The sequence below is a fragment of the Rhodococcus sp. JG-3 genome (genome assembly GCF_000482405.1).
GTDB classification, from domain to species: domain Bacteria; phylum Actinomycetota; class Actinomycetes; order Mycobacteriales; family Mycobacteriaceae; genus Rhodococcoides; species Rhodococcoides fascians.
The window spans coordinates 954,924-979,572 of the sequence record NZ_KI519398.1 but is presented as its reverse complement, the minus strand read 5'-3'; the positions used below and the strand labels follow the sequence as shown (position 1 = coordinate 979,572).

Annotated in this window: 29 protein-coding genes; 14 read left to right on the top strand and 15 right to left on the bottom strand. The window is 64.4% G+C overall.

The annotated features are described in order from the left end of the window. Positions 1–2: 2 nt before the first annotated feature. The 5 genes from kdpB to K414_RS0106040 all read right to left on the bottom strand — a co-directional run bounded on the left by kdpB (position 3) and on the right by K414_RS0106040 (position 4,885). Entirely contained in the window at positions 3–2,015 is a 2,013-nt protein-coding gene (gene kdpB, locus K414_RS0106060; protein WP_027495132.1) for a potassium-transporting ATPase subunit KdpB, read from the bottom strand. Then, positions 2,012–3,676 carry a potassium-transporting ATPase subunit KdpA gene (kdpA, locus tag K414_RS0106055; protein ID WP_027495131.1) on the bottom strand — a complete coding sequence of 555 codons (1,665 nt, stop codon included), beginning with the start codon at positions 3,674–3,676 and terminating at the stop codon, positions 2,012–2,014. Before kdpA ends, kdpB begins: the two co-directional genes overlap by 4 nt. Before the next feature lie 7 nt (positions 3,677–3,683). Beyond that, on the bottom strand, positions 3,684–3,767 hold the full coding sequence (locus K414_RS28455) for a potassium-transporting ATPase subunit F (RefSeq protein ID WP_072691966.1): 84 nt from the start codon (positions 3,765–3,767) through the stop codon (positions 3,684–3,686). 117 nt (positions 3,768–3,884) lie between these two features. Beyond that, a complete protein-coding gene (locus K414_RS0106045; protein WP_027495130.1) occupies positions 3,885–4,343 on the bottom strand; it encodes a hypothetical protein in 459 nt (152 codons plus the stop codon). Continuing rightward, a complete protein-coding gene (locus tag K414_RS0106040) occupies positions 4,328–4,885 on the bottom strand; it encodes a sigma-70 family RNA polymerase sigma factor (protein ID WP_048318882.1) in 558 nt (185 codons plus the stop codon). Before K414_RS0106040 ends, K414_RS0106045 begins: the two co-directional genes overlap by 16 nt. A gap of 120 nt (positions 4,886–5,005) precedes the next feature. Here K414_RS0106040 and K414_RS0106035 point away from each other — a divergent pair, with 120 nt between their 5' ends. The 7 genes from K414_RS0106035 to K414_RS26155 are packed head-to-tail and all read left to right on the top strand — an operon-like array spanning position 5,006 to position 7,861. Next, a complete protein-coding gene (locus K414_RS0106035) occupies positions 5,006–5,494 on the top strand; it encodes an Asp23/Gls24 family envelope stress response protein (RefSeq protein WP_027495128.1) in 489 nt (162 codons plus the stop codon). After that, positions 5,491–5,781, top strand: a complete 291-nt coding sequence (locus K414_RS0106030; RefSeq protein ID WP_027495127.1) for an Asp23/Gls24 family envelope stress response protein — start codon at positions 5,491–5,493, stop codon at positions 5,779–5,781. The genes K414_RS0106035 and K414_RS0106030 overlap by 4 nt, the downstream gene beginning before the upstream one ends. Before the next feature lie 19 nt (positions 5,782–5,800). Next, on the top strand, positions 5,801–6,085 hold the full coding sequence (locus tag K414_RS29295) for a hypothetical protein (protein ID WP_162247549.1): 285 nt from the start codon (positions 5,801–5,803) through the stop codon (positions 6,083–6,085). A gap of 38 nt (positions 6,086–6,123) precedes the next feature. Further along, the gene (locus tag K414_RS0106020) at positions 6,124–6,303 is read left to right on the top strand and encodes a hypothetical protein (RefSeq protein WP_027495126.1); all 180 of its coding nucleotides are present in this window, start codon (positions 6,124–6,126) and stop codon (positions 6,301–6,303) included. Continuing rightward, positions 6,296–6,709, top strand: a complete 414-nt coding sequence (locus tag K414_RS0106015; protein WP_027495125.1) for an Asp23/Gls24 family envelope stress response protein — start codon at positions 6,296–6,298, stop codon at positions 6,707–6,709. The genes K414_RS0106020 and K414_RS0106015 overlap by 8 nt, the downstream gene beginning before the upstream one ends. Next, positions 6,706–7,248: a DUF6286 domain-containing protein gene (locus K414_RS26160; protein WP_051364962.1), complete on the top strand. Its 543-nt coding sequence runs from the start codon at positions 6,706–6,708 to the stop codon at positions 7,246–7,248. The genes K414_RS0106015 and K414_RS26160 overlap by 4 nt, the downstream gene beginning before the upstream one ends. Positions 7,249–7,261: 13 nt before the next feature. After that, on the top strand, positions 7,262–7,861 hold the full coding sequence (locus tag K414_RS26155; protein ID WP_051364961.1) for a hypothetical protein: 600 nt from the start codon (positions 7,262–7,264) through the stop codon (positions 7,859–7,861). Here the strand turns inward: K414_RS26155 and K414_RS0106000 are convergent. The 3 genes from K414_RS0106000 to K414_RS26150 are packed head-to-tail and all read right to left on the bottom strand — an operon-like array spanning position 7,854 to position 11,468. Beyond that, complete coding sequence (locus tag K414_RS0106000) at positions 7,854–8,834, bottom strand: endonuclease/exonuclease/phosphatase family protein (protein ID WP_051364960.1); 981 nt, start codon at positions 8,832–8,834, stop codon at positions 7,854–7,856. The genes K414_RS26155 and K414_RS0106000 overlap by 8 nt on opposite strands. 14 nt (positions 8,835–8,848) lie before the next feature. Then, positions 8,849–10,147 carry a lipase family protein gene (locus K414_RS0105995; RefSeq protein ID WP_027495123.1) on the bottom strand — a complete coding sequence of 433 codons (1,299 nt, stop codon included), beginning with the start codon at positions 10,145–10,147 and terminating at the stop codon, positions 8,849–8,851. Continuing rightward, a complete protein-coding gene (locus K414_RS26150) occupies positions 10,065–11,468 on the bottom strand; it encodes an HNH endonuclease signature motif containing protein (protein WP_161631778.1) in 1,404 nt (467 codons plus the stop codon). Before K414_RS26150 ends, K414_RS0105995 begins: the two co-directional genes overlap by 83 nt. A 160-nt stretch (positions 11,469–11,628) precedes the next feature. On the opposite strand from K414_RS26150, the gene K414_RS0105985 reads away from it, so the two are divergent. The 4 genes from K414_RS0105985 (at position 11,629) to K414_RS0105970 (ending at position 15,626) form a co-directional block, all read left to right on the top strand. Continuing rightward, positions 11,629–12,540, top strand: a complete 912-nt coding sequence (locus tag K414_RS0105985; protein ID WP_032392740.1) for a TIGR04222 domain-containing membrane protein — start codon at positions 11,629–11,631, stop codon at positions 12,538–12,540. After that, a complete protein-coding gene (locus K414_RS0105980) occupies positions 12,513–13,376 on the top strand; it encodes a DUF692 domain-containing protein (protein WP_051364958.1) in 864 nt (287 codons plus the stop codon). The genes K414_RS0105985 and K414_RS0105980 overlap by 28 nt, the downstream gene beginning before the upstream one ends. 311 nt (positions 13,377–13,687) lie before the next feature. Further along, on the top strand, positions 13,688–14,917 hold the full coding sequence (locus K414_RS0105975; RefSeq protein ID WP_027495120.1) for a molybdopterin-dependent oxidoreductase: 1,230 nt from the start codon (positions 13,688–13,690) through the stop codon (positions 14,915–14,917). 106 nt (positions 14,918–15,023) lie between these two features. Continuing rightward, the gene (locus K414_RS0105970) at positions 15,024–15,626 is read left to right on the top strand and encodes a hypothetical protein (protein ID WP_027495119.1); all 603 of its coding nucleotides are present in this window, start codon (positions 15,024–15,026) and stop codon (positions 15,624–15,626) included. On the opposite strand, the gene K414_RS28135 is transcribed toward K414_RS0105970, so the two are convergent. From K414_RS28135 to K414_RS26140, 3 genes are read right to left on the bottom strand one after another with little or no spacing between them, the layout of a single operon-like run. Next, on the bottom strand, positions 15,623–16,384 hold the full coding sequence (locus K414_RS28135) for a class I SAM-dependent methyltransferase (RefSeq protein ID WP_051364957.1): 762 nt from the start codon (positions 16,382–16,384) through the stop codon (positions 15,623–15,625). The two genes, K414_RS0105970 and K414_RS28135, sit on opposite strands and share 4 nt — an antisense overlap. 27 nt (positions 16,385–16,411) lie before the next feature. Further along, entirely contained in the window at positions 16,412–16,861 is a 450-nt protein-coding gene (locus K414_RS0105960; RefSeq protein WP_027495118.1) for an SRPBCC family protein, read from the bottom strand. 54 nt (positions 16,862–16,915) lie between these two features. Then, positions 16,916–17,869 (bottom strand): D-2-hydroxyacid dehydrogenase, encoded by a 954-nt coding sequence (locus tag K414_RS26140; protein ID WP_051364956.1) that lies wholly within the window; start codon positions 17,867–17,869, stop codon positions 16,916–16,918. Between the two features lie 23 nt (positions 17,870–17,892). On the opposite strand from K414_RS26140, the gene K414_RS0105950 reads away from it, so the two are divergent. Then, the gene (locus K414_RS0105950) at positions 17,893–18,453 is read left to right on the top strand and encodes a sugar O-acetyltransferase (protein ID WP_027495117.1); all 561 of its coding nucleotides are present in this window, start codon (positions 17,893–17,895) and stop codon (positions 18,451–18,453) included. Here the strand turns inward: K414_RS0105950 and K414_RS0105945 are convergent. Both K414_RS0105945 and K414_RS0105940 read right to left on the bottom strand, forming a co-directional pair. Then, the gene (locus K414_RS0105945) at positions 18,445–19,998 is read right to left on the bottom strand and encodes an ABC transporter permease (protein WP_237606143.1); all 1,554 of its coding nucleotides are present in this window, start codon (positions 19,996–19,998) and stop codon (positions 18,445–18,447) included. The genes K414_RS0105950 and K414_RS0105945 overlap by 9 nt on opposite strands. 26 nt (positions 19,999–20,024) lie before the next feature. Beyond that, entirely contained in the window at positions 20,025–20,753 is a 729-nt protein-coding gene (locus tag K414_RS0105940; RefSeq protein WP_032367991.1) for an ABC transporter ATP-binding protein, read from the bottom strand. 107 nt (positions 20,754–20,860) lie between these two features. On the opposite strand from K414_RS0105940, the gene K414_RS0105935 reads away from it, so the two are divergent. Next, on the top strand, positions 20,861–21,664 hold the full coding sequence (locus tag K414_RS0105935; protein WP_027495114.1) for an SDR family oxidoreductase: 804 nt from the start codon (positions 20,861–20,863) through the stop codon (positions 21,662–21,664). Between the two features lie 32 nt (positions 21,665–21,696). Then, on the top strand, positions 21,697–23,262 hold the full coding sequence (locus tag K414_RS0105930; RefSeq protein WP_027495113.1) for a Na+/H+ antiporter: 1,566 nt from the start codon (positions 21,697–21,699) through the stop codon (positions 23,260–23,262). On the opposite strand, the gene K414_RS0105925 is transcribed toward K414_RS0105930, so the two are convergent. Continuing rightward, entirely contained in the window at positions 23,259–24,041 is a 783-nt protein-coding gene (locus K414_RS0105925) for a pirin-like bicupin family protein (RefSeq protein WP_027495112.1), read from the bottom strand. The genes K414_RS0105930 and K414_RS0105925 overlap by 4 nt on opposite strands. Positions 24,042–24,075: 34 nt before the next feature. Further along, positions 24,076–24,600 carry a VOC family protein gene (locus K414_RS0105920; RefSeq protein WP_027495111.1) on the bottom strand — a complete coding sequence of 175 codons (525 nt, stop codon included), beginning with the start codon at positions 24,598–24,600 and terminating at the stop codon, positions 24,076–24,078. Positions 24,601–24,649 lie beyond the last annotated feature (49 nt).

The following is a 24,649-nucleotide window of genomic DNA, read 5'->3' as shown; positions in this document are numbered from 1 at the left end:
GGTCAGCCAATCCCTGGAATGAGTCGAACGAGCAGGTCGATGAGCCAGATACCGACGAACGGACTGATGACGCCGCCGACGCCGTAGACCAGTAGGTTCCGCCGCAGCAACGCAGCCGCGGATGCCGGGGTGTATCGAACACCTTTGAGTGCCAACGGAATCAGCGCCACGATGACGAGCGCGTTGAAGATCACCGCGGACAGGATCGCCGATTCCGGGGTCGCCAGGTGCATGATGTTGAGCCCGCCCAGCTGGGGATAGACGGTGGAGAACATCGCCGGCAGAATCGCGAAGTACTTCGCCAGGTCGTTGGCCAACGAGAACGTCGTCAGAGCTCCGCGCGTGATGAGCAACTGCTTGCCGATCTCGACGATCTCGATGAGTTTGGTCGGATCGGAATCGAGGTCCACCATGTTGCCGGCTTCCTTGGCGGCCGAGGTGCCGGTGTTCATCGCGACGCCGACGTCGGCCTGGGCGAGAGCCGGGGCGTCGTTGGTACCGTCGCCGGTCATCGCAACGAGCCTGCCGCCTTCCTGCTCCTGCCGGATGAGCGTGAGCTTGTCCTCGGGAGTGGCCTCGGCCAGGTAGTCGTCGACGCCTGCCTCGGCAGCAATGGCTTTGGCGGTCAGCGGATTGTCGCCGGTGACCATCACCGTTCGGATGCCCATGGCCCGCAGCTGAGCGAACCGTTCGGCAATGCCGGGTTTGACGACGTCCGAGAGTTCGACGACGCCGAGAGCGCGAGCGGGAGAACCGGTTTCGCGTACCGCGACCACCAGCGGCGTGCCGCCGTTCTGGGCGATGTCGTGCACGGTGCCGTCCAGATCGGCCGTCCCGCCGCCGTCGCGAATCCAACTGTAGACCGAATCCGCTGCACCCTTGCGGATCTCCATGCCCGGTAGATCCAACCCGCTCATCCGAGTTTGCGCCGTGAACGCCACGAACTCGCTGCGCTCGGATTCGCCTTCTGCCGTGACGGATTCGAAGTCTCGCTCGACCAGTTCGACGATGCTGCGCCCCTCGGGGGTGCCGTCGGCCAGCGACGACAGCCGAGCTGCGCGAGCCAATTCGGCGGCGTCGATGCCCGTCGCCGGATGCAGACCGGTGGCGCGGCGGTTACCGAAGGTGATGGTGCCGGTCTTGTCCATCAGCAGCGTGTCGATGTCGCCTGCCGCCTCCACTGCCCGGCCGGACATTGCCAGTACGTTGCGCTGCACCAACCGGTCCATGCCCGCGATACCGATGGCCGAGAGCAGTGCCCCGATGGTCGTGGGGATCAGGCAGACGAGCAGGGCAATCAGCTGGATTGGATCCTGTTGCTGTCCCGCGTAATTCGACATCGGACCGATGGCGACGACAGCGAAGAGAAACACGATGGTCAGCGACGCGAGCAGGATGTTCAGGGCGATCTCGTTCGGCGTCTTCTGCCGCGCCGCGCCCTCGACGAGGGCGATCATCCGATCCACGAACGTCTCGCCCTGCGCTGCAGTGATTTTCACGACGATCTCATCGGAGAGCACGATGGTGCCGCCGGTGACGGCCGACCGATCGCCGCCGGATTCACGGACCACGGGAGCCGACTCACCGGTGATGGCGGATTCGTCGACGGTTGCAATGCCCTCGATGACATCGCCGTCGCCGGGAATGACCTCACCGGCCGAGACGACGACCTCGTCGCCGACCTTCAATTCGGCACCGGCCACCTCGGTGATCACGAACTCGGCACCCGACGCCGTGCGTCGTCGAGCAGTGGTGTCTTGCTTCACCTTTCGCAGGCTGGCGGCCTGCGCCTTGCCGCGACCTTCGGCGACGGATTCGGCGAGGTTCGCGAACAGCACCGTGAACCACAGCCAGCCGGTGACGAACCAGGCGAACACCGACGGCTGAGCAATCGACAGGATCGTCGTGACGATCGAGCCGAGGAAGACGACGAACATGACCGGGTTGCGGGCCAGGTGACGCGGATCGAGTTTGCGGAACGCGCCGGGTAGAGCGGTGTTCAGTGACAGGTTCATTGCATGGCCTCTGCTATGGGTCCGAGAGCAAGTGCGGGGAAGAAGGTGAGGGCCGCGACCAGGATCGAGGTACCGATCAGCAGCGTGCCGAACAACGGTCCATCGGTGGGCAGGGTGCCGGCGTTGGGCGCGCTGCGTTTGGTCGTCGCAAGCGAACCGGCCAGGGCCAATACGAAGACGATCGGCAGAAACCGGCCGAGCAGCATCGCGATACCGAGGGAGATCTGGAACCAGTCGCTCGTCACCGTCAAGCCGCCGAAAGCACTGCCGTTGTTGTTCGCAGCGGAGGCGTAGGCGTAGAGCACCTCGGTGAATCCGTGGATGCCGGGGTTGCCCTGATAGCTCGTCGTCGATTCGAGTATCACCGTGATCGACGTTCCGACGAGCACGAGGATCGGCATCACGAGAACCGAGAGCGCGGCCATCGTGATGGCCCGTCGACCCAGCTTCTTACCGAGGAATTCCGGGGTCCGGCCGACGAGCAGGCCACCGACGAAGACCGCGATGACCGCAAGCACCAGCAATCCGTAGAGACCGGTGCCGACGCCACCCGGCGCGATCTCGCCGAACAGCATGTTCAGCAACACCGCTCCGCCGCCCAGCGCAGACATACTGTCGTGGGCCGAATTGACTGCGCCGGTCGATGTTCCGGTCGTCGACACCGCGAACAGCGCAGACGCCGGGATGCCGAAGCGAACTTCCTTGCCTTCCATCATCGCGCCCGCGGCCGTTGCTGCCACTCCACGGGTACCGGATTCGGCGAACAACGTCACCGCCAACAACGTCGCCCACAGCGTCGCCATCACCGCCAGCAGCGTCAGACCCTGCTTGCGGTTGCCGATCATCGTGCCGAACGTACGAGTGAGGGCCACCGGGATCAGCAGCAACGAGATGATCTGCACGATGTTGGTCAGTGGTGTCGGGTTCTCGAACGGGTGCGCCGAGTTGGCCGCCAGAATGCCACCACCGTTGGTGCCGATCTCCTTGATCGCCTCCTGCGAGGCAACGGGCGCAAGCGCATTGGTGACCGTCTGCCCATCGAGACCGCCGGAGGTGAAGCCGGACGAGAACGACATCACGGTGCCCTGAGTCAGCATGATCACCGCGACGAGCACGGAGAGCGGCAGCAGAATACGGAGCGTCCCGCGCGTGAGGTCGACCCAGAAATTGCCGAGCTCACCGCCCGTCGACACCCGAACGAAGCCGCGCACGACGGCGATCGCCACCGCGAGACCGACTGCAGCAGAGACGAAGTTCTGCACCGCCAGCCCCAGCGGCTGCGTCAGATTCGACAGCGTGGTCTCGGGAACGTACGACTGCCAGTTGGTGTTGGTGACGAACGACGCCGCAGTGTTGAACGCCATCGCCGGACTCACCCCCGACAGGCCACCGTTCAGCGGGAGCACACCCTGAATTCGCTGCAGTACGAACAGGAATACGACCCCGGCGAACGAGAACCCGAGCAGGCTGGTGGAATAGCCGACCCAGGTCTGTTCCGACGACGAGTTCACCCGGGCCACCCGATAGAGCAGACTCTCGACCCGAGTGTCGTGGGTCGAACCGAACACCCGGGCCATGTAGTCACCGAGCGGCACGTACGCCGCCGCCAACACGACGATGACCACAGCGATCTGAAGACCGGCAAGCAGAGCAGGATTCATGGCGGCGTCAGAACCTCTCGGGATCGAGAAGAGCGACGAACAGGTAGACCGCGACGAACGCGGCCACCGTGAGACAGAGCAATTCGGTCATTGCTCGATCCTGGATCCCACCAGCGAACGAAAACGCGTTCCTTACGCTTTCCTACGCTCACGACCTGCGGTCATGACGGAGTTTTTACGCTAGCGCTCCTCGAACAACCCCGATCCGCTAGCGCTCCTCGATGTCGTCGACGCGGATTTCGACCGCATCCCTGCCGAGGGTGACGCCGAGCAGGTCCGCGACCACGTCGATGGCGATCGATGCCAGTTCTTCGCCTGCCGCCTGCAGATCGTCGCCGTACACGCCGATCACCGCGACGAACAGGCCTGTGCAGGCGTGATCGTCGAGATCGAGGTCGATCTCGGTGGGCTGTGCACCGTGTACGCCCGCGAGAGCACGGCGCAACGTCGTCTTGACGATGTGATCGCTGATCCGCAGTGAGTCCCGTGGATCAGCCGCTGAACCCGCCGGGAAGACGCTGTCGATCGGCCAGGTGCGGCGCGTCGTATTGCGCACTTTCGCGAGGATGGACGAGCTGATGTCCACCCAGTTCGGTTCCTGCGGTGCCTCCCGAAGCTCGGTGGCAGCACGCGCGAGAACCGCATTCGGTTCTACCGGGTTCGCCATGTCGCCAACCTTTCGCTCAATGTTGCTCGTGCTCTGGTCAATTGACCTCGTACTGCTCCTGCGGACAACGTCATGATCGCGCCGATCTCCGGATGGGTCAGGCCCTCGACCTCCCGAAGCAACCAGCAGGCCCGCTGCCGATAGGGCAACTCCGCCAGTGCCACACCCAATTCGGCCATGAAGCTGTCTGCTTCGACGTCCGCCTCGGGATCACTGCCCGCGCCCGTGCTCTTGCGCTCGAATACCCAGTCTTCCGCAGGAGGAACGCTGCGACGCCGGCGATGATCTATCACTTTGTGCGAGACCAACGAGAACAGCCAGGTGCGCAGAGCCGAATCGCCCCGGAAGTTGTCGAGCCCCTTCCACGCTGCGACGAACGCGTCCTGCACCACCTCCTCTGCTGCACCCTGATCGGACAGCATGTTTCGGGCGTACCGAAACATCTCCGGTCCGTATCGGCCCACGATCTCCTCGAACGCATCCGTCTCGCCGAGCGCGGCTGCGCCGACGAGTACGCGGTCCGACGCATCTCTCCACTCCATCGGGCCCCCAGACGTAATCTATGACGTAGGTCACTTTATTTGTACGTGCGTTTCGGTGATCGAGCTACGACCAACTCCTGACACACACTGTGCACCACTACTCAGCGAAGAGAGGCAGTCATGAGCTCCACGACGGACACCAAGGCAACCGTATCCGCAGCAGGCGAAGGCAAGACCGACATCACCACGAAGTCGGATTCCGTGCTCGTCAGCTCGCAGGGCCGCACCACCATTGCCGATACCGTCGTCTCGAAGATCGCCGGCATCGCCACCCGTGAGGTCCAGGGCGTACATGCCGTCGGCGGCGGAGCGAGCCGCGCGATCGGTGCCCTGCGCGAGCGTATCCCGGGTGCCCGCGTCAACCAGTCGCAGGGCGTCTCGGTCGAGGTCGGCGAGCGTCAGGCAGCGGTCGACATCGACATCGTCGCCGATTACGGCGTCTCGATCGCAGACCTCGCAGCAGGCATTCGTCGCAACGTCATCAACGCCGTCGAGCGCATGACGGGCCTCGAGGTCACCGAGGTCAACATCGTCGTTCACGACATCTACCTGGACGACGGCTCGGACGAAGAGGAGACCACCGAGACCGCCTCCACCCGAGTGCAGTGACCGACCCGAACCCGACGGACCGTGACAAGTCCGAGGACATCGCCGACGCCGTACAGGCGATCGACGGTGTCGTCGGGCTGCACGGCGGCATGTTCGGCGAGGCTGCGACCTATCTACCCGGACGCCGCGTCGCCGGCATCCGGATCGCAGACGACGGCACCGAGGTACACGTCACTCTCCAGTTCGGCTACGCCGTACGGGAGACCGCCGAGGCAGTGCGTAGCACCGTCGCGGCAATGGTCGACGGGCCCGTGCACGTCACAGTCGAGGATGTCGTCCGGGTCTGAATTGTGCGAGTCTGACCAGGTGAACGAGCATTCAGCGCGCGACCGGGCCGCCGCATACAAGGCGGCCCGGCGCGCTGTGGCCCGAGAACACCACCCCGACATCGGTGGTGATCCCGCCCGGTACATGGCAGAGCTCGCGGAAGTCGACCGCCGGTTCGCCGTACTTCCGTCGAATCCGATCAACACTGCCAGCGCACCGACAGCGTTCCGTTCGTCCTCGGTACCGACGCCACTGCGCACACTGCCGAAACGCATCGCCCGGCTCCGCAAACGCGTCACTCGACGCAACTACTTCGACATCTGAACTCTCGACATCCGAACACTCTGACTGGAGACAAGACCATGACCACTGCAACCATCGGTTTGTTCGTGGGACTTCTGCTGGCCATCGCCGCAGCAGCCGGCGGCTTCACCGGCTTCCTCATCGCCATCGTCCTCGGCGGACTCGGTTTCTTCGTCGGCCGCTACATCGACGGTGAACTGGATCTGAACTCGATCATGCGTGGTCGCGGTCGTGACTGACACAGCAGCAACCCCCACGACCCCAGGGACACCGGCCGCAACCCCGGGGTCACTCGCGGACCCCGGCGATCGCGGTTCCCTGGAGATCAAGCACAAGGCAGTCGAACGCCTGGCCGTTCTGGCGGCCCGCGGCACCGACTCCGTCACCGACCGCCAGCCCGGACTGCACCTCCTCGGTGGGCGTGATCTGCCGAAGGCCGATGTGACGATCACCGGCGAGCGAGTGCGAGCGAAGGTCTCCGTCGGAGTCACCTGGCCCTCACCGTTGGCGAAAGTGGCTGCGAACGTTCGCGCCGCCGTGGCCAGAGACCTGTCCGAACTCGGTATCTACACCGTCGACCGAGTCGACGTGACGGTCGAATGCATACCGGCCGAGCCCACCAGCGAAGAAGGGAGAGTGCAGTGACAGAGCAAGCAAGCAAGAAGCCGGTGGCCAACCCCACCGCAGCTGTTCCGGCCGTCCTGTTCGCTCTCGTTCTCATCGCCGCCGGAGTCGTACTCGGACGCGAGGCGCTGCTGAAGCTGGGCGCTCTCGACGGCTCCGAGTGGGTCGGCCCGGCCGCATCGAACCTCGATGGGCTCACCGCTCAGCAGTGGATGCTGCCCGCAGGTATCGCCGCCGTCGTCATCGGATTCGTTCTCGTGTTCGTGGCAATTCGCCCACGTCGTCGCACCCACCGTGCTCTCAACGAGCAGGGCGTCTGGCTTCGTAAGGGCGACGTCGCTGCCGTCGCGCGATCTGCCGCCCTGGACAGTGTCGGCGTCGACACCGCGTCCGCCAAGGCGGGCAACAAGAAGGTCACCGTCGCCGTATCCACCGTGGCCGGTACCGACACCTCGGCTCTCAAATCCGCGGTCGTGACGTCCGTGGACGACGCCCTCCGCCCACTCGCGTCGGCACCCAAGGTGCGCACCCGAGTGCGAACGACAGGACAGACCTCATGAAAGGACAGCAGCTGTGAAACGTGCAACCGCATCGCTCGACCGCACCGGCACAGCCGTCGTCGGGCTGGCTCTGATCGCTCTCGGCGGCGGAGCCATCGCGTGGGAACGCGGCGAGCTTCCCGGCCGCGAGCGGCTGGACGCCGCGTTCGTCGACACCGCCGTCGACGCCGGTTGGTGGCCCTGGGCTCTCGGCGTAGCCGCTGTCGTGCTGATCCTGCTGGGTCTGTGGTGGTTGCTCGCGCACCTGCCGCGCCGATCGGTCGGGACCGTGGCCTTCGGATCCACGTCGGCCGAGGTCACGAACGTGGACGGAGAGCAGGTCGACGGCAGGCTCAGCGTCGACCTCGGCACCGCCGCCCGTAGTGCAGCCAAGTCGCTGGCAGGTCACGATGGAATCGTCTCGGCCTCCGGTCGCTCTGTCTCGGACAGGGGACAGCGCGTGGTCGAGATCGTCGCGACGCTCGACCCAGCCGTCACGTCCCTCGAGCAGGTCTCCGACGCCGCAGCACGGACCCGTGACGACATCGTGACCTCACTCGACGGAACTCCAGTCAAGGTGCGAATTCTGTTGCAGTGCGGCAAGTCTCGCAAGCAGTCGGCGCGCGTCAGCTGACTCCGGAGAACTCGATCTCCCCGATCAGACCGTGGTGGTCCGATCCCGGGAGGTCGATTCTTTCCAGTGATCGGGCGTGCCCGGAATTGGTGAGAATGTGGTCGATGCCGACGACGGCCGGAGTGCCCTTGTCCGTGGGATAGGTCGGGATCAGCCCCATCCCCAATTGTGCTGCAGCGTCGGTATATCCGGCATCGAGTAGGTTCCTGAACTTCTTGTGCGAATACGTGGTGTTGAAATCACCACTGACGATGACGGGACCGCTTGCCGACACCGCCTCGAGATCGCTACGGAGCGTGTCCAATTCGGCGGTCCAGATATCGGCCGGGGTGACGTATGCCGGGCCGGGATGGACGGCCAGCAGCGTCACTGGCTCCGATCCGGGAACGTCGACGGAGGTGGCCAGGTTCACGGGCCCGTAGCCGGCGAGTTCGCGGTTGTCGGACAGCGGTGTGCGACTGTAGATTCCGGCACCTCCGCCACCCGTCGGCAACGCTCGCAGGTAGCTGTACGGAAAGAGTTGCTCCATGCCGGCATCCCGTAGCCCGAGCACCGACGCATCGGTCAGCTCTTGGATCGTCACGACGTCGACGGCGTTGTCGCGTGCCGATCCGACGACGACCGACGGATCGGCGCTGCCCACCATCAGGTTGGCCTGCATCACCCGCAGCCGGACGGCATCGCCGCTCGCCTCGTCCTGGGATGCCGCGTCGGCCACGTACAGAGGTGCGTACGCCACTGCGGCTGATGCCAACACGACGGCCGACACCGCCGCCAGAATCCATTGCCTACCGATCAGCGCGACGACGGCACCGACCACGACAGCGACGAGCATCAGGGGAACGAACGATGCCAGCGCGATCAGAACGTTGATGCGGGTGTCGGTGTAGTACGCCCCCATCGCGACGAGTCCGGTGACGATGCCCAGCGTCGCGATCGTTCCGGTGAGAATCCGTACCCAGGTTCGCTGCATCGCACCGAGAGTAGCTACGCCCTGACGCCGACGGTCAATGCTCGGACGGTTGTCCAGGTCAGAGACATCAAGCCCCGTACAGCCGCGAACGAGAACGCTGTCGACCACACCGTTCTGGTCGCCGGTTCGGCAACAGGAAGGCCGGCAAAGCGATCGGCCAGCCAATCGAGGGTCAGGGGCGCACTGAGCGGATGCAGCGACAGGTGCTCGCTCAGCCGATCTCGCAGGTAGGTCACGTGTGCGCCGGCTTCGAGATACCGATCGACCTGGCCGTCGACGTCGTCGACGGCAATGATCTGGTCGTGCACGGCCTGCACGACCAGCAACGGCACCGACGGAGCAGTGCGACCGGGCTGGATGTCCTGGAACACCTGCACGATCTCGGGTAGGGCGAGCAGGTCGGCAAGCGGAATGTCGATGTAGTTGTCGAGATCGTGCCGAGCCAGCCGTCTGACAGCGCGAACGGTCGTCATCGATTCGACGGAATCGAGAATGCGCATTCCGTCCTCGCTGACGTACTGACGCACCACGCGATCGAGATCGGGGTAGGTGCGTCGCAGTCCCGCGACAACAAGCGTCGGCAGAGCCGCGTGCAGCGTCGCATTGAGCCTGGTGAACGCAGAACCCGGATCGCCGACGGGGGAGCCGAGGGCGGCACCGACGAGCTCGAGCTCCGGCGCGTATTCGGGGGCCATCTCCGCGGCCCACGACGTCGCGAGCCCGCCGCCCGAATATCCCCACAATGCGACGGGCGTGCTCTCGTGCAGTTCCAACGACTCGAACGACAGCGCCGCGCGGATCGCGTCGAGTGTGCAGAATCCTGGTTCCTGCGGCGACCCCCAATGTCCGTCCGGTCCCTCGTGGTCGGGGATCGAGATGGTCCATCCGCGGCGCAGGGCATGCAGAACCAGCAGAAACTCGAACTGAGGAACTGCGCCGAGGGCCTTCGAGCCGCGTCGAAGCGCGTAGGACGGAAAACACGAGGACGCGACGCCGTCGATGGCGCACTGGTACGAGAGCAACACCGGTTCGCCATTCTGCGGTCGCAGCACCGTCGTCACACTGGCCTGCGGTATACCGCCCAGATCGGCGGTTCGGTAGAGCAGCTGCCATGCGTCGACTCGCTGTCGCACGTGGCCGAACATCGCGACCTCGACCGGCCTCACCTTGAGAATCGTCCCCGGTAGAGCCGTTTCGTAGCCCTCGGGCGCGGCGTAGAACGGGTCGTTCTCAGGCCTGGTTGCATCCTCGCAGCTCGGCCATTGTTCCACCGGCCAGGACTGTTCGTCCGCCATCGATCTGTCGACGCTCATATCCCACCGCTTCTTGTCCGAGTCTCTTCGTCACACTAACTTGCCCTGAACGGCCCCTTTTCATGCAGCCTGCTGCCAGTTGGTGATCAGAACGTCGGTCGCGTAGCTGAGGTCGAGGCCTTTCCCCGCCCCAGTTCGGGACAATGGCGTCGGGTTCGATGTGCTGATATTGCCGCCGGAGGACCTCCGCGTCTCCGGACAGCGCCGGCGCATGAACCATCTCTGCTCCCGATGGGTGCCGGAACGTGAATCGTTGGTTGCCGAGGGATTCGATGAGGAAGTAGCCGTCGTGCAGTGCTCGATGGTGTTCGCCGCACAGCAGGACCAAGTTGTCGAGCGAGGTCGCACCTCCCCGCGAGCGGTAGGTGACGTGGTGAGCATGCAGAAACCGGGTGCGCCTGCACCCGGGCACCGAGCAGCATCGATCGCGAATGATCAACTGACGCAACTGGGTTCGACTCGGAGCTTTGGCCGTGGTACTCCACCGCACAGTTTTCCCCAGCCGGCCGTGACCGACGACTCTCATCACCGACGAACACAACACCTGGGCGAGAGTTTCGTCGTCCAGACCAGGTCCGTCGTCGAAATGAGCATGATCACACCCTGCTTCGGTGCTGTCTCCGAGGTGGACCAACACGTCCGCGGCAGGTGAGACGACCGGAGAATCGATGGCGTCACACACCATCTCCGCCATTGCGACGAGCGCAGGAACGGGGTTCGGCGGTGCCGGGGCCGACCGGTCACCCTCGGATTCCACCTCCGTGCGAGTGCGCTCGTACTCGGCCCTGGTCACGGCGGCCAGAAATCGCTTGCCGTCCTCGGGCCGAAAGCGCGCCGTCACCACGAGCGAGCCGTCCTCGTCGTCCCAGCGCCACCGTCCCACACACGGATCGAGGTCGACACCGTTGCCCCTGGTCGGCCGCATCGCCTTCTTCAGACCACGGCAGAGACGTTCTATGTGCGCGGCGGGTGCATCGAGCGCCTTCTGCAACAGTGACGCTTCGTTGTCGGCTGTTGCGACACGGGTCATCGCGCGCACCTTCGAATACGACACCGCGCCGCTCAGGTACGCAGAGGTGATCAGGGGCAGCTCTCGCATCGCCTTGGCCACCCGTACCTGCTCACGGGCAGTATGCAGATCGACTCCCGCGCGCCAGGACAACCAGTGCGCACAGGACCTCGTCTCCCACGCGGCCCACCCGCGTCGAGCATCGAACTCACCGACCAGGATCAGATACTGCGCAGATACAGCCGCGATCTGGCCCGCCAGCGCGCATATCTCCGTCTCGATGTCTGCAGTCTCGACCATGAATGCCCCCACTCGTCGAATGTATGTTCGGCGACAGTACGACGAGGCACCGACAAGAACGGCGGGAGACCGACGCACCCGTCCCCGCGGGGACGTCGTCGGGGTTGCTTTCTCGCCCACGGGCCCGATACTGAGCATCAGATGCTGGATCCGACGGAAAGTGGGTGTGGCCATGAGCGGTTCGGACACCTGGGGCATCCCCAGCACAGACTTTCTCCGCTGGTACCTGCTCGCGGCAGTTCTCGCGATACTCCTGACGATGGCGGGGAACTGGATAGCCGCTCACCGATCGACCCCGGTGACGTCGGCAGGCCGCGTGCTCACACCACCCGAAGTAGGTGTGCTCACCAGCGACTCCCAGGCAGTGATGGCATCGTTGGCCATACTTCGCGGTGCCGAGATCATCGACTCGCAAGGAAGAAAGCGCCGCGAGCTGAGCGCCATCGAGCGGTCACAGCTGGACTGGTTCACCCGCACCGTTCTCGAACGCCTCGGTAGCGGTAAAGCACCCCTGGTTCGCTCCCGACTGGTGGCGAACATGTCGGGCACATGCGCGCAACTGCGGAGCACTCTCGTCGACGAGGGTCTGCTGCACGGCGCACGCGGCTCCGCTGTCACACGGGTATTCCCGGTGGTCTTCGTCATCGCAGTCGGAATTGCCCGCATCGTCGCCGGCACCGCGAACGGCAAGCCCGTCTGGTTTCTCGTCGCGATCGTGCTCGTCCTGTTCGCGGCGGTGCCGGTTCTGCTTCGCCGACGCCGTCGGACAGCTGCGGGCGATACCGAACTACGCCGACTCCGCGCCGAGAACGACTACCTTTCACCCCGCGCGCGACCGTCCTTCACCGCCTACGGGCCGACTCGTGCCGGAATGTCTGCAGCCATTTTCGGAGCAGGGGCCCTGCTGATGCTCGATCCGGCGATGGCCGGTGCACTCAGCTACGGCACCGCCCAGGCCGGTGGGGCCGCGTCGTTCGGCTTCGGCGGCGACAGCGGAGGCAGCGGAGGCAGCGGAGGCGACGGCGGCAGTAGCAGTTGCGGCGGTGGCGGTGGGGGATGCGGCGGCGGAGGGTGTGGAGGTTGAACATCGACACAGTGCCCGTCGGGCTCGGAATCGGTTGGCGCTCGGAGATATCCGGCATCGTCTCGGAACTCCCGGGGCTGGCGTTCTGCGAGGTCATCGCCGAATCGATCGGTGAGCAGGCACCCGATCGCCTCGTCGCATTGGGAGTTCCCGTCGTCACGCACGGAATCTCGTTGTCCTTGGGCGGTGCCGAGCCGGTGGAACAGCACCGTATCGACCGACTGGCACGAGTGGCATCCATGCTCGGATCCCCGCTGGTGAGCGAGCACATCGCCTTCGTCCGCGCCGACGGCATAGAAGCCGGTCATCTGCTCCCGGTACCGCGCACCCACGAAGCCCTGACCGCGCTCGCGCGAAACATCGCACGAACGCAGGACGGAGTGCCGGTTCCGTTGGCGGTGGAAAACATTGCAGCCCTGTTCGATTGGCCGGAAGACCAGTTGACTGAAAGCGAATTCCTGGCAGAACTCGTCGAGCGCACCGGCGTGAGCCTGGTGCTCGACATTGCCAACGTGTACGCGAACGCACTCAATCGGGGCCGCGACCCGTGGAGCGAACTCCAACGCCTGCCGCTGGATCGAATTGCGTACTGCCACATCGCCGGTGGCACGGTCCGCGGCGGCATCTATCACGACACCCACACTGCGCCGGTGCCCGACGAAGTCCTCGAACTACTACGAACCTTCGCGACGGCTGGGCATCGCACGCCTCTGATGCTCGAACGCGACGGTCACTATCCACCCGAGGCCGAGCTTCTCGCAGAACTGGATTCGATCGCGGATGCCGCGGGACTCGATCGCATCACCGGGGTACGGACGTCCGGGTACACGAGGTGAACGACGACCTGGCTCGCCGTCAAGAAGAGTTGGTGCGCGCTCTCGTGGCAGGTGGGCCACTGCCCGCCGAATTCGATTCTGCGACAGTGGACACTGTCCGAGCGGCTTTGCTGAACAAGCGAGCGGCCGAGATCGCGGCACGCTATCCGGCACTGCCCTCGGCGTTGGGCGACCGATACGAAATGTTGTTCCGCCGATGGGCGTCGAGCCGCCCCAAGGTGTCGACGGCCGAGGATGCCGAGGCCTTCTACCGAGCCATGGAACAGGAAGGGGAACTCGCCGCCACACATCCGGGACGGGTCGGGCAGCGAATGCCATACATGGCCGACGCACCCAACCCGCTCGCGCGCTTTCGCAGTCCGCTGCGCAGCACGTGGTTGACGTCGGTGTTCGGCGCGGTGCTGCTCATTGCGCTGCCGATCGTGATTCTGACGGGCCTGCTGTCCTACAGTGCCTACGGGCCGCAATTCGGCCAAGCCAGACCAGGTGCCGTCGGGTGGTTGCGTTTACCGTTCTTCGACTGGCCGACGAACCCGGCCTGGCTGTACCAGCTGACGCAGGGCCTGCACGTCGGGTTGGGTCTGATCATCGTCCCGCTCGTGATCGCCAAGCTCTGGTCGGTGATGCCCAAGCTCGTCGAACTGCCACCGGTCCGGTCGCCCGCACATGCACTCGAACGACTGTCGCTGCTGGCACTCGTCGGTGGCCTGCTGTTCGAGATCGTCACCGGCGTGCTGAACATCCAGTACGACTACGTGTTCGGCTTCGATTTCTACGCCGCTCACTACTTCGGTGCCTGGGTTTTCATCTCCGGATTCCTGGTGCACCTCGGTCTCAAAGTGCCGCTGATGTGGCGGACCCTTCGATCGGAATCGTTGATGGACGTCCTGCGCGCCCGCAACGAAGCGCCGAGCCGGCCACACCAGACCATGAGCCGACGCGGTGCGATCGGATTGGTCGCCGCTGGAATGGGTTTCGTGGCCGTGTTGACGGTGGGGCAGACCGTCGGCGGCGTCCTACGCAAGGCAGCGATTCTCCTTCCGCGGGGGCGTTCGTACGGCGACGGGCCCAACGACTTTCAGATCAATCGCACTGCCGAGGCGGCCGGAGTCACCGAAGAACAGACGGACGCAGACTGGACGCTGTCCGTCGAAAGTACCTCGGAGAACATGGAACCGGTGGTGCTCTCCCGCGGCAGGCTGCTGTCGATGACTCAGCACACCGCCGAACTTCCCATCGCCTGTGTCGAAGGATGGTCGACCACGCAGAGTTGGACGGGCGTTCCGTTGGCCGAACTCGCAGCATTGGCAGGTGTACCCGCACCCAGGTCCGCGGAAGTCATCTCGATAGAACAGGGTGGCCCATTCGGTCGTGCTGTGCTGCAGGGCAATCAAGCTCTCCATCCCGATTCACTGTTGGCATTGAAAGTCAACGGCGTCGATCTCTCGCTCGACCACGGCTACCCGGCACGCGTCATCGTTCCCGCGCTTCCCGGTGTGCACAACACCAAGTGGGTGGCGCGCATCGTGTTCCGTTCGTGACTTTGCAAAACCGCCCGGATGGTCGAGAATCTTTCATCGGTGGCCCGCGGGGCTGCCGACGAAGGAATACTCCTTCGCCTGGACGAGTCCAAAAGGTCATGCCACGATGCACGCACTATCTCGAGGCCTTCTCGCCGCGGGTGCAGCCCTCACGCTGATGCTCGCCGCGGGCTGTTCGTCGTCCGACGCCGGCACCGCCGTTGCCGCAGACACCACCGCCTCCAGCAGCTCCGCAGCCCCCACCACCACCACCGACAACGTGTCCGGCCAGGAAGGCATCGACGCCGGTGGCTCCACCGACATCGACGTCGAGATCGGCCAGTGCGTCAAGCTCGGTGGCACGATGACGGCCGCCGAAATCGACAACGCCGAATGCGGCAGCATGGAGTCCAACTACAAGGTCATCGCCAAAGCCGCAGAGAACGAGCAGTGCCCCACCGACGTCAACCAGACGTACTACGAGACTCTGAACGGTGTCGAGCAGGGCGCACTGTGCCTCGACGTCGACTGGGTGATCGACGGCTGCATGAGCGTGCCGAGTACCGGAATGGACGAGCCCGCCCGAGTCGATTGCGCAGACCCCAGCGCGACGAGCGTCGAGAAGGTCACCGAGATCAAGACCGGTACCGCGGACCCCAACGACTGCCCCGAAGGCGGATTCGCCTACGAAGCACGGCAATTCGTCGTCTGCACCACGACGGTGTCCTAGTCGCGAGTCGCCGTCATCATCTGCGTGACGTACCGATAATCCAGGTGGCCGTGGCTGTCGATAGCCGCATGAACCGCTCGGAGCACTTCCTGCCGACGCGTGTCGGTGAGAATCAGGTGACTCGAGTACGTCGCGGCCATGGCGCAGAATTCGTCTGCGGAGTAACGCTGAACCCACTCGTACGTCGACGTGGACCAGGGGCCGAAGCCGGCCGCGCGGGGTACCGCGGTCTCGGATTGCACGCCGAGGGAGTGCGCCAACAGCGGTGCGGCGTCGGGCTCGGTGGCGATGTACGCAGCCCGTACCGACTCCCACACCGGGCCGTCGAGCTGACCGGGCATGTTCCACCACAACCGAAGTGATCCCCCGGGTACCAATGCACGAGCCGCCACCGCGGCTCCTCGATCGGGGTCGACCCAGTGCCACGCTTGAGCGGCCACGACGACGTCGAACGATGACGGCGTGCCGACGAAGTCCTCGAACCGGGAGACCTGAACATCGACGTCCATGTTTTCGGTGCGGCGTCGGATCACCTCGGCCATACCCGAATCCGGCTCGACCGCAACCACCGAAGCGCCGCGTTCGGCCAACGCGACGGTGGCTTTTCCGGTGCCGGCTCCCGCTTCCAACACGCGGGTCGCACCGCCGGCAAGAACATCCGTGTACAGCGCCGCCGGGTATCCAGGGCGAGCCCGGTCGTACTCCTCGGCGACTCTGCCGAAGCTCAATCCGCGGGGTCGTTCCGGCTCGTCCGTCACGTTAGCCAGAGTACCGATTATTCGGGACTACCGATGTTCGGCCGATTCCAGTTGCGACCGCAATGTGGACTCGGTGTGCCGAATCGCCTGCCCGACGACGGGCTCCACGACGGCCCCGAGAACTTTGCCGGCGATGCCCCCGGGCAGGCTGTAACGGAAGATGACATCGAGGCGGGTCCGGCCCTCATCCAGGTCCGTGAAAGACCAGGTCGATGAGTTGGACAGGCCTTCGACCGATTCGAGCGTGAGTCGCTCGTTCTCGATCCATTCGGTGACGCGCACGATCGAATTCAATGACTTGGGGCCGATCTGCATGGTTGCGTCGTACGTCGCCCCGAGACCGGAGGTGGTCTCACTCCTCGGCTCGAACCGCGTGATCCCGAACATCCACCGCGGGACGTTTCGATAGTCGTCGAGGTAGGCGAAAGCCGCATCGCGGGGTGTCGACGCGACCGCCGAATGGTTTATCTCACGCATTCCACCGACACTAATACACGCGACGGCGTGTTACACATAGATTGGCGTCGGCTTCTACCGGCGGACGTAGCCCGCCTGCTTATCCACCACATTGACCAGGGACTCGTTCCGCCGGTACCTATCGAGGTTGTCCTCGAACAGCGTCCACAGCCGATCGGCGAAGTCGTCGGCGTCACCGGCCAGATGCGCCGTCAGAATCACGTTGTCGAGCTCCCACAGCGGACTCGACGCGGGAAGTGGCTCGACCTCGAAGACATCCAACACAGCCCATCCGATCGCCCCGGATTCCAACGCTTCACACAAGGCCTGTTCGTCGACAACGGGCCCACGAGCGATGTTGACCAGACCCGCGTCGTGACGCATCGCCCCGAGGACCTCTGCATTCACGAGCCCGCGGGTCTTCTCGGTCAGCGGCGCGGACAGCACCACCACGTCGTATTCACCTGCATAGGAGGGTAACTCGTCCACCGAACGAATTCTCTCGAACTCCGCATCGCCCGGTCGCTCGGATGTGCCGGCCGCCTCGACACGCATGCCGAGTGCACCGAGAACGCGACCGATGGCGCGGCCGATCGAACCCGGACCGACGACCAGCACCCTTCGATTGTGGATTCCACTGGTGAGGCGATGCTCCCAGACCCGTTCGCGTTGCCGCCGAAGCGCTTCGGGCAGCTTCTTCATCGACGCCAGAACGCCCGCAGCGACGTATTCGGCGATCGCACGGTCGAGAATGCCGCCGGAGTTGGTCAGTACCCACGGACTGTCCCGCAGCACCGGATCCAGCACCCGATCGACCCCGGCGCTCGACACATGAATCCAGCGAAGCTTGTCGGCGTGCGGCCACACATTCTGCAGGTCGACTGCCTCGAACGTGCGAAGCAGTAGAACCTCCGCCCACGACACCGCATCGACGAGTTCGGGGATCGTGCAACTGCGGAAGTGGACTCCGCCAATCGACGGGAAGGCCTTTCGGTCCGAATCACTCTCGACCACGAGCACATTGATCACGGGACAAAGATAGCCTCTGGTCCATGAGCGAGAATCGGGACCGGATGTTGCGCGGCGAACTCTATCGAGACAATGATCCCGACTTGGTGGCGTCTCGGGTGTCGTGTGGAAAGCTGCTCGACAGATTCAACGCAACCGAGGCGGACCAGGACGCAGAAAGACGTGAACTGCTCGGCGAACTACTTGGTTCCATCGGAGCGGACTCGCGGATCATGCCGCGCTTCCAATGCGACTACGGCACATACATTTCCATCGGGTCCAACAGCTTTCTGAACTACGACGCCATTCTGTTGGACTGCGCGCCCATCACGATCGGGAACGACGTCTCGATCGGTCCACGGGCCCAGCTACTGACGGCGCTGCATCCCATGGAGGACCACGATGCTCGTCGATCTCGTTGGGAGAGCGCCCTTCCCATCACCATCGGAGACAATGTCTGGCTCGGCGGAGGCGTCATCGTCTGTCCCGGAGTCACGATCGGAGAGAACTCGGTGATCGGAGCAGGAAGTGTCGTCACCCGCGACGTACCGCCGCATACGTTCGCTGCAGGGAACCCGTGTCGGGCGATCCGCGCACTACCGTGAGATCACCGAGTTCAGGATTCTGTCGGAGTCACGAACCAGCGTGCCGACTGCCATCCGCGCGCCCCACCACATCCCCAGCCAGCCGATCGCTGCGGCCACCAGGATGGACAGATACGCCCACGCTCCCGGAAGGAGCAGTGCGAGAAGCAGTGCGGGCACGACCGACACGGCCAGGACCACTATCCCGAGGATGAGGAAGACGAATGCATTTCCGGTGAACGACCCCCGTGTGTTCATCGAGAACGACTTCGTAGCTTCGGGCACCGGGTAGGCACCGCGTACGGAGTTCACGGCGGTCAGACCGGCGCTGACTCCGAGCATCGAGATCGTCACGGCGACAGGGATCTCCCATCGGTCGAGCCCGAGATCTCCGAACACTCGAACCACCACGACCGGCACGATCGCGAAGGGGGTCGCGACCAGCAACCAGGCGATCTGCCGACCACGGATGTCGTCGGGGAGAGCCTGCGGAATCATCACCAGGTGCCACATCGAACCGCCGTCGAGACCGTACGAATTCGATCCCGCACCCATCGCCATGAAGATCGCGATCCAGGCGCCCCAGGCTGCGCTGAACGGAATCGAGTCGGTCACCAGCGGGCCGATGCCGGCCAGCACTGCGAAAATCAGCACCGACAGCAGCTGACTCCGACGACGCATGTCACCGCGCCACAGAGACAGCTCTCGCGTCACTACCGCGCCGACGCGCGTTGCCCGCCACCCTGTTGCACCGTCGCGGCCCTTCTCTGCCGTCTGCTTACGGGTCGATCCCGACGGCGTCGAGACCCGCCCCTCGAAGTGGCGTAGAACCAGTCGCTGCCAGGCCCACACCAGTGCGACGTCCAGCAGCAGCAATCCCACCACCGCGCCGATCGCCAACAGCCAATTGCCCTCCAGCACAGCATCGACGCCGGTGATACCCCAGCCGAAGGGAATCGAATGGGCCAGTGTGAGCGGCCACGTCACCTCACCCGACAGCACACGATCGAGATTCTGCGTGATGGGGAACTGCAGGAAGTACAGGCCTCCGAAGACAGCGCCGAACGCCAGCAACGCGAACTCGCGGCTGCGGCGACTCTTGAGTAGTTGCGACATGGCCAGTGTCACCACCCGTGACAGCGTCACGAAGAACACCACCGTCGCGGGCCAGGCCACCAGCGCCAGAGGCACTGCGGCAACCGACCGCGACAGAGCGTAGATCGGAATGGATGCCGTCGCGACGATTGTCAGCGGAACCACCATGCCGATCACCGACGTGGTCAGCAGCGCACGGGCCAGTCGCGCAGGATCGACGGACAGCAATTGGAAGTGGCGGGGCTGGATGTTGTCGTCGGAGATACCCGACAGCACCGGGAAGAGCACCCAACTCAGGCCCGTCAGGGTCAGTCCGAGGCTTGCGGTGCCGCCCACCAATACCTGCGACGCGTCGGTTCGGGCCGCCATCACGCATGCGAGAACCGCGAGGGCCAGCCCCAGCAACCCGAACACGGTCTTGACCACTGCTTGTCCGCCCTTGAACTGCCTGCGGTAGAGCGTGATTCGCATCTGCAGGACGGTGCGACCGACCGAATTCACGAGCGCATCCAGGACAAGCCGTCCGGGTTCTGGTCTCGGGATCCGACGAGGCGCACGAAGGCGTCGTCGAGGGTGCCACCTGCGCGGACGTCGTCGACCGTTCCCGCCGCCACGACTCGACCGCCGGTGATGACACCGACGTGGGAGCACAGCCGTTCCACGAGGGCCATGACGTGACTGGACAGGATCACCGAGCCACCGGAGCGAACGAACTGAATCAGGATGTTGCGGATCGTCGTGGACGAGATGGGATCGACGGCTTCGAAGGGCTCGTCCAACACCAAGAGGCGAGGCCCGTGCAACAGCGCCGACGCCAGTCCGATCTTCTTGGTCATTCCGGCGGAATAGTCGGCGATGACGGTTCCGCCCGCATCGGCGAGACCCAACGCGTTCAGCAGCTCGTCGCGACGCTGCGCGATGACGTCCTCCGGCATCGCGCGCAGTCGACCGATATAGGTCAGGAGCTCGTGGCCGGTGAACTGGGAAGGCAATGTCAGTCCGTCGGGTAGCACACCGAGCAGCTCCTTCGCCGCGATCGGATCGGCCCAGACGTCACGCCCGAAAACGAGGCTTCGGCCGTACTGCGGTCTGAGCAGCCCGACCGCCATGGACAGACATGTCGTCTTACCAGCACCGTTGGGGCCGACCAACCCGAACATCGACCCGGGCGGAACCATCAACGACAGGTCGTCGACCGCAATCTTGGGGCCGAAGGCCATGCACATGTGCTCGAGCAGCAAAGCGGGAGGATTCGTTTGCACGGGTAACAGACTAGCCGGTATGGGCGGTTTCGTCATGAGCTACGTACCGACTGCACCGGTACCATCTGGGCATGAATCGCACCGCAGTGGTCACCGGAGCTTCGTCGGGCATCGGAAGGGCCGTCGCGTCGGCGCTGGTCGCCCGCGGCTACCGAGTTATCGGCACTTCTCGGAATCCGGATTCGATGACCTCCGATCAACGGGCAGCAGGCGTCGAGTATCGAGCTCTCGATCTCACCGATTCCGCGTCGATCACCGCATTCGTGACCGAACTCGGCGCCGTCGATGTTCTGGTCAACAATGCCGGAGAGAGCCAGTCCGGGCCCTTCGAGGAACTGCCGACCGACGCCATCGAGCGATTGTTCCAATTGAACGTGTTCGGCGCAGTGACGCTGTCGCAGAACGTCATTCCCGGCATGCGTGAGCGCGGGTACGGCCGCATCGTCATGGTCGGGTCGATGCTTGCGAGCTTTCCGCTCGCCTACCGCTCCTCGTACGCGTCGACGAAAGCAGCCATCAAGGGATTCTCCGACGCCGCGCGGCTGGAACTCTCTCCGTTCGGCGTGTGGATGACCACCGTGGAGCCGGGATCGATCAACACCGGAATCAGCGAACGCCGCACCAAGTACATCGCAGCGGATTCGGTCCACCGAGATGACTTCCACACAGCGATCTCGTCATTGGATCGTAAGGAGGGAACCGGAATCTCCGCCGAGGACGTCGCCGAAGTGGTGCTGAAGGCCATCGAGGCCGACAAGCCGAAACCCTTGTACGCCAGGGGAAGCAACGCACCGGTCGTGTTTCTGGCGCGACGGTTGCTGCCGGCGACATTCATGGAGAAGACGATTGCGAAGATGTTCGGGCTGAAGAGATAGTTTGAACCCCTGACCTGGTGGAATACAGCCGGGTGATAGAAACTCTGGGCCTGGTCCTGGCGGCGACGGGTCTGATCGTCGCCGCGCAGGTGATCTCGAAGAAGACGGCGCTGCCCGCGGCCGCGTTGTTGACCTTGGCCGGCCTGGCCGTCTCGGCGTCGGCGTTGCCCGACATCGTTCTCGACCCCGAAGTCGTGCTGACTCTGGTGATTCCGCCGCTGCTCTACAGCGCCGCGCTGAACTCCTCGTTGATTGCGATCCGCCGCAACGTCTGGACGATCCTGAGTCTGTCGGTCGCCCTCGTGGTGGCCACGGCTGCCCTCGTGGGCGTCGGCATGTGGTTGCTCGTTCCGGGCATCACCCTGGCCGCCGGTATGGCGCTCGGTGCCGCGGTTGCGCCGCCGGACCCGGTCGCCGCCCTTGCGGTGGGTCGTCGCGCCGGTATCCCACCGAAACTCGTCACCCTCATCGAAGGTGAGGGACTGCTGAACGACGCGACGGCGCTGACGATGCTGACCGTCGCGATCGCCGCAATATCCAGTCAGGACATGACCTTCGTCCACGCGGGTGGGTTGTTCGTGTTGGCTGCGGCCGGCGGAATCGTCGTCGGATTGGTTGTCGCCCTGCTGATTCGCCTCGTACAGCGCTACGTTCACGATTCGCTGCTGCTCAACATCGTGTCGCTGGCGACGCCGTTCGTGGCGTACCTGGCGGCAGAGGAAGTTCACGCCTCGGGTGTTCTCGCCGTGGTCGTCGCGGCTCTTGTGATCGGGCACCACACCCGCCACGCCATCTCCGGGGCCAGCCGACTGCAGACCAGCGCCGTGTGGCGACTGATAGATCTGCTGCTCGAGGGCTTCGTATTTCTGCTCATCGGTGAGCAGTTGCCCACCGTGGTCGGCGGCCTCTCGGCCTACTCGGGAACGACCATCGCCCTCGCGGTCACGGTCACTCTGGCCGGCGTGCTCCTGCTGCGTCCGCTGTGGTTGCTCACGACCGGGCTGTCCCCACGCGAGGCGGTGGTGATGAGCTGGGCCGGCACCCGCGGCGTCATCACCGTCGCCGCGGTGTTCACGCTCCCTCTGACGATCGACTCGGGCGAGCCGTTCGAGAGCCGAGACCTGTTGCTGTTCTGCGCATTTCTCGTCGTGCTGGTGACGGTCATTGGACAGGGCCTCACGTTCGCTCCACTGGTCCGCAAGCTGAACGTCGTCGCGGACCCCGCCGCAGAGGCGCGTCTGCGAAACGAAGCACGTGAGGGATCGGCCAAAGCTGCACTGTCACAGCTCGATCGCATCGCCGACGAAGAGAACCTCGACGACGAGGGCCGGGAGATCCTGCGGAGCGAGCTCGAGCATCGCATCGACCGGTACCACCGTCGACTCGATCATCTCGACGAGACGGACGTCGGCGACGCGGTCATCTCACCGGAACAGATTGCTGCGATGAGTACGCGCCGCCGAATCCTCGATGTGGAGCGAGAAGAGTTGCTCTGCTGGCGCGATGCCGGCCGGCTACCGGACAACAGCATGCGCAGCCTCGAACACGAACTCGACCACGAGGAGCACTCGTTCCGCCCACACCGAGAGACCGATTAACCGGCGATCGCGGCGTGCATCTCCCAGACGATCACTTCGGCACCGCTGGCAGTGCTCAGTTTCTGACCGCCGCCTCCGCTGACGCGCACGGCGTCGCCCTGCGCGAGGGGTCCGACTCCCTCGAGCATCGCCTCACCCTCGGCCACGAAGATGTGTACGAACGGTGCATCGGGAATCTCCACCGGAGCCTGCCCGGGCTGTAGGCGCGCCACGTGCATGGCGGCGTACTTGTTCTTGATGCGAATGGCGGCGTGATCGGAATGGTCGGGCATGCCGGATGCGACGGGAACCAGACCGCCGCTGAGCAATTCGTTGTCGATCTCGAGCTGTTCGTAGCCCGGGGTGATGCCCTGCTCGTCGGGCACGACCCACATCTGGACGAAGCGAACAGGATCGCCGTGCTTGCCCGAGTACGAGCCGGCAGTATCGCCGAGTCGCCACGAATCGTTCTTCTCCGAGTGCAGAATTCCGGTGCCCGCACTCATGCGTTGCGCGAGGCCGGGGTAGATGACTCCGGAGTGGCCCATCGAATCCTGGTGCACCAGCGATCCCTGCAGAACCCAGGTGATGATCTCCATGTCGCGGTGCGGGTGGGTATCGAATCCCATTCCCGGGGTGACGATGTCGTCGTTGTTGACCATGAGGACGCCGTGGTGGGTGTTACCGCGATCGAAGTGGTTGCCGAACGAGAAGGAGTGCTTGGAGTCCAGCCAGCCGATCTTGGTCTTGAATCGGTCGTCGGCGCGGCGGAGGTCGAGTGTGGTTGCTGCAGAGGTCATGTCATTGCCTCGAATCTCGAAAGTAGGTGTGTTCTCAGAGAACGTGCGAGCCGTACATTTCACCGAGCGGATCGGCGATCAGTTCGAGCCGTGCACCGTCGGGGTCGCGGAAGTAGAGCGAGACCTCGCTGTGCTCGATCAATTCGATTCCCGCGTCGATCAGCTTGGTGCGCAGGTGCTCCCAGCGGGTGGGCTCGACACTGATGGCCACGTGATGCAGACCGCCCAGCACCTCCGCGTACGGGCCGACGTCGAGTCCGGGGAAGTCGAAGAAGGCCAGCAGGTTGCTGTTGCCGATGTCGAAGAAGAAGTGCGACGAACCCGGGTAGTCACGGTTCTCGATGAGCTCGGTCAGAGGGAACTCGAGCAGGTCTTGATAGAACCGCACGGTCGCCTCGACATCGCTGCTGACCAATGCCGTGTGATGAAGTCCGCGGGCAGACGATGCCGGACGCTCGCCTGCAGGCTTCATGTACTGCTGACGAATGCGATCCCGCTGTTCGGCGTGCTCCTGCGCGCGGCGTGTCTCGTCTGCAGTCAGTTCGTTGGTCTCGGTCATCGCTTCGGCCTCCGGTCAAGTAGTTGCTTCGTCAACTACCGAGAACAGT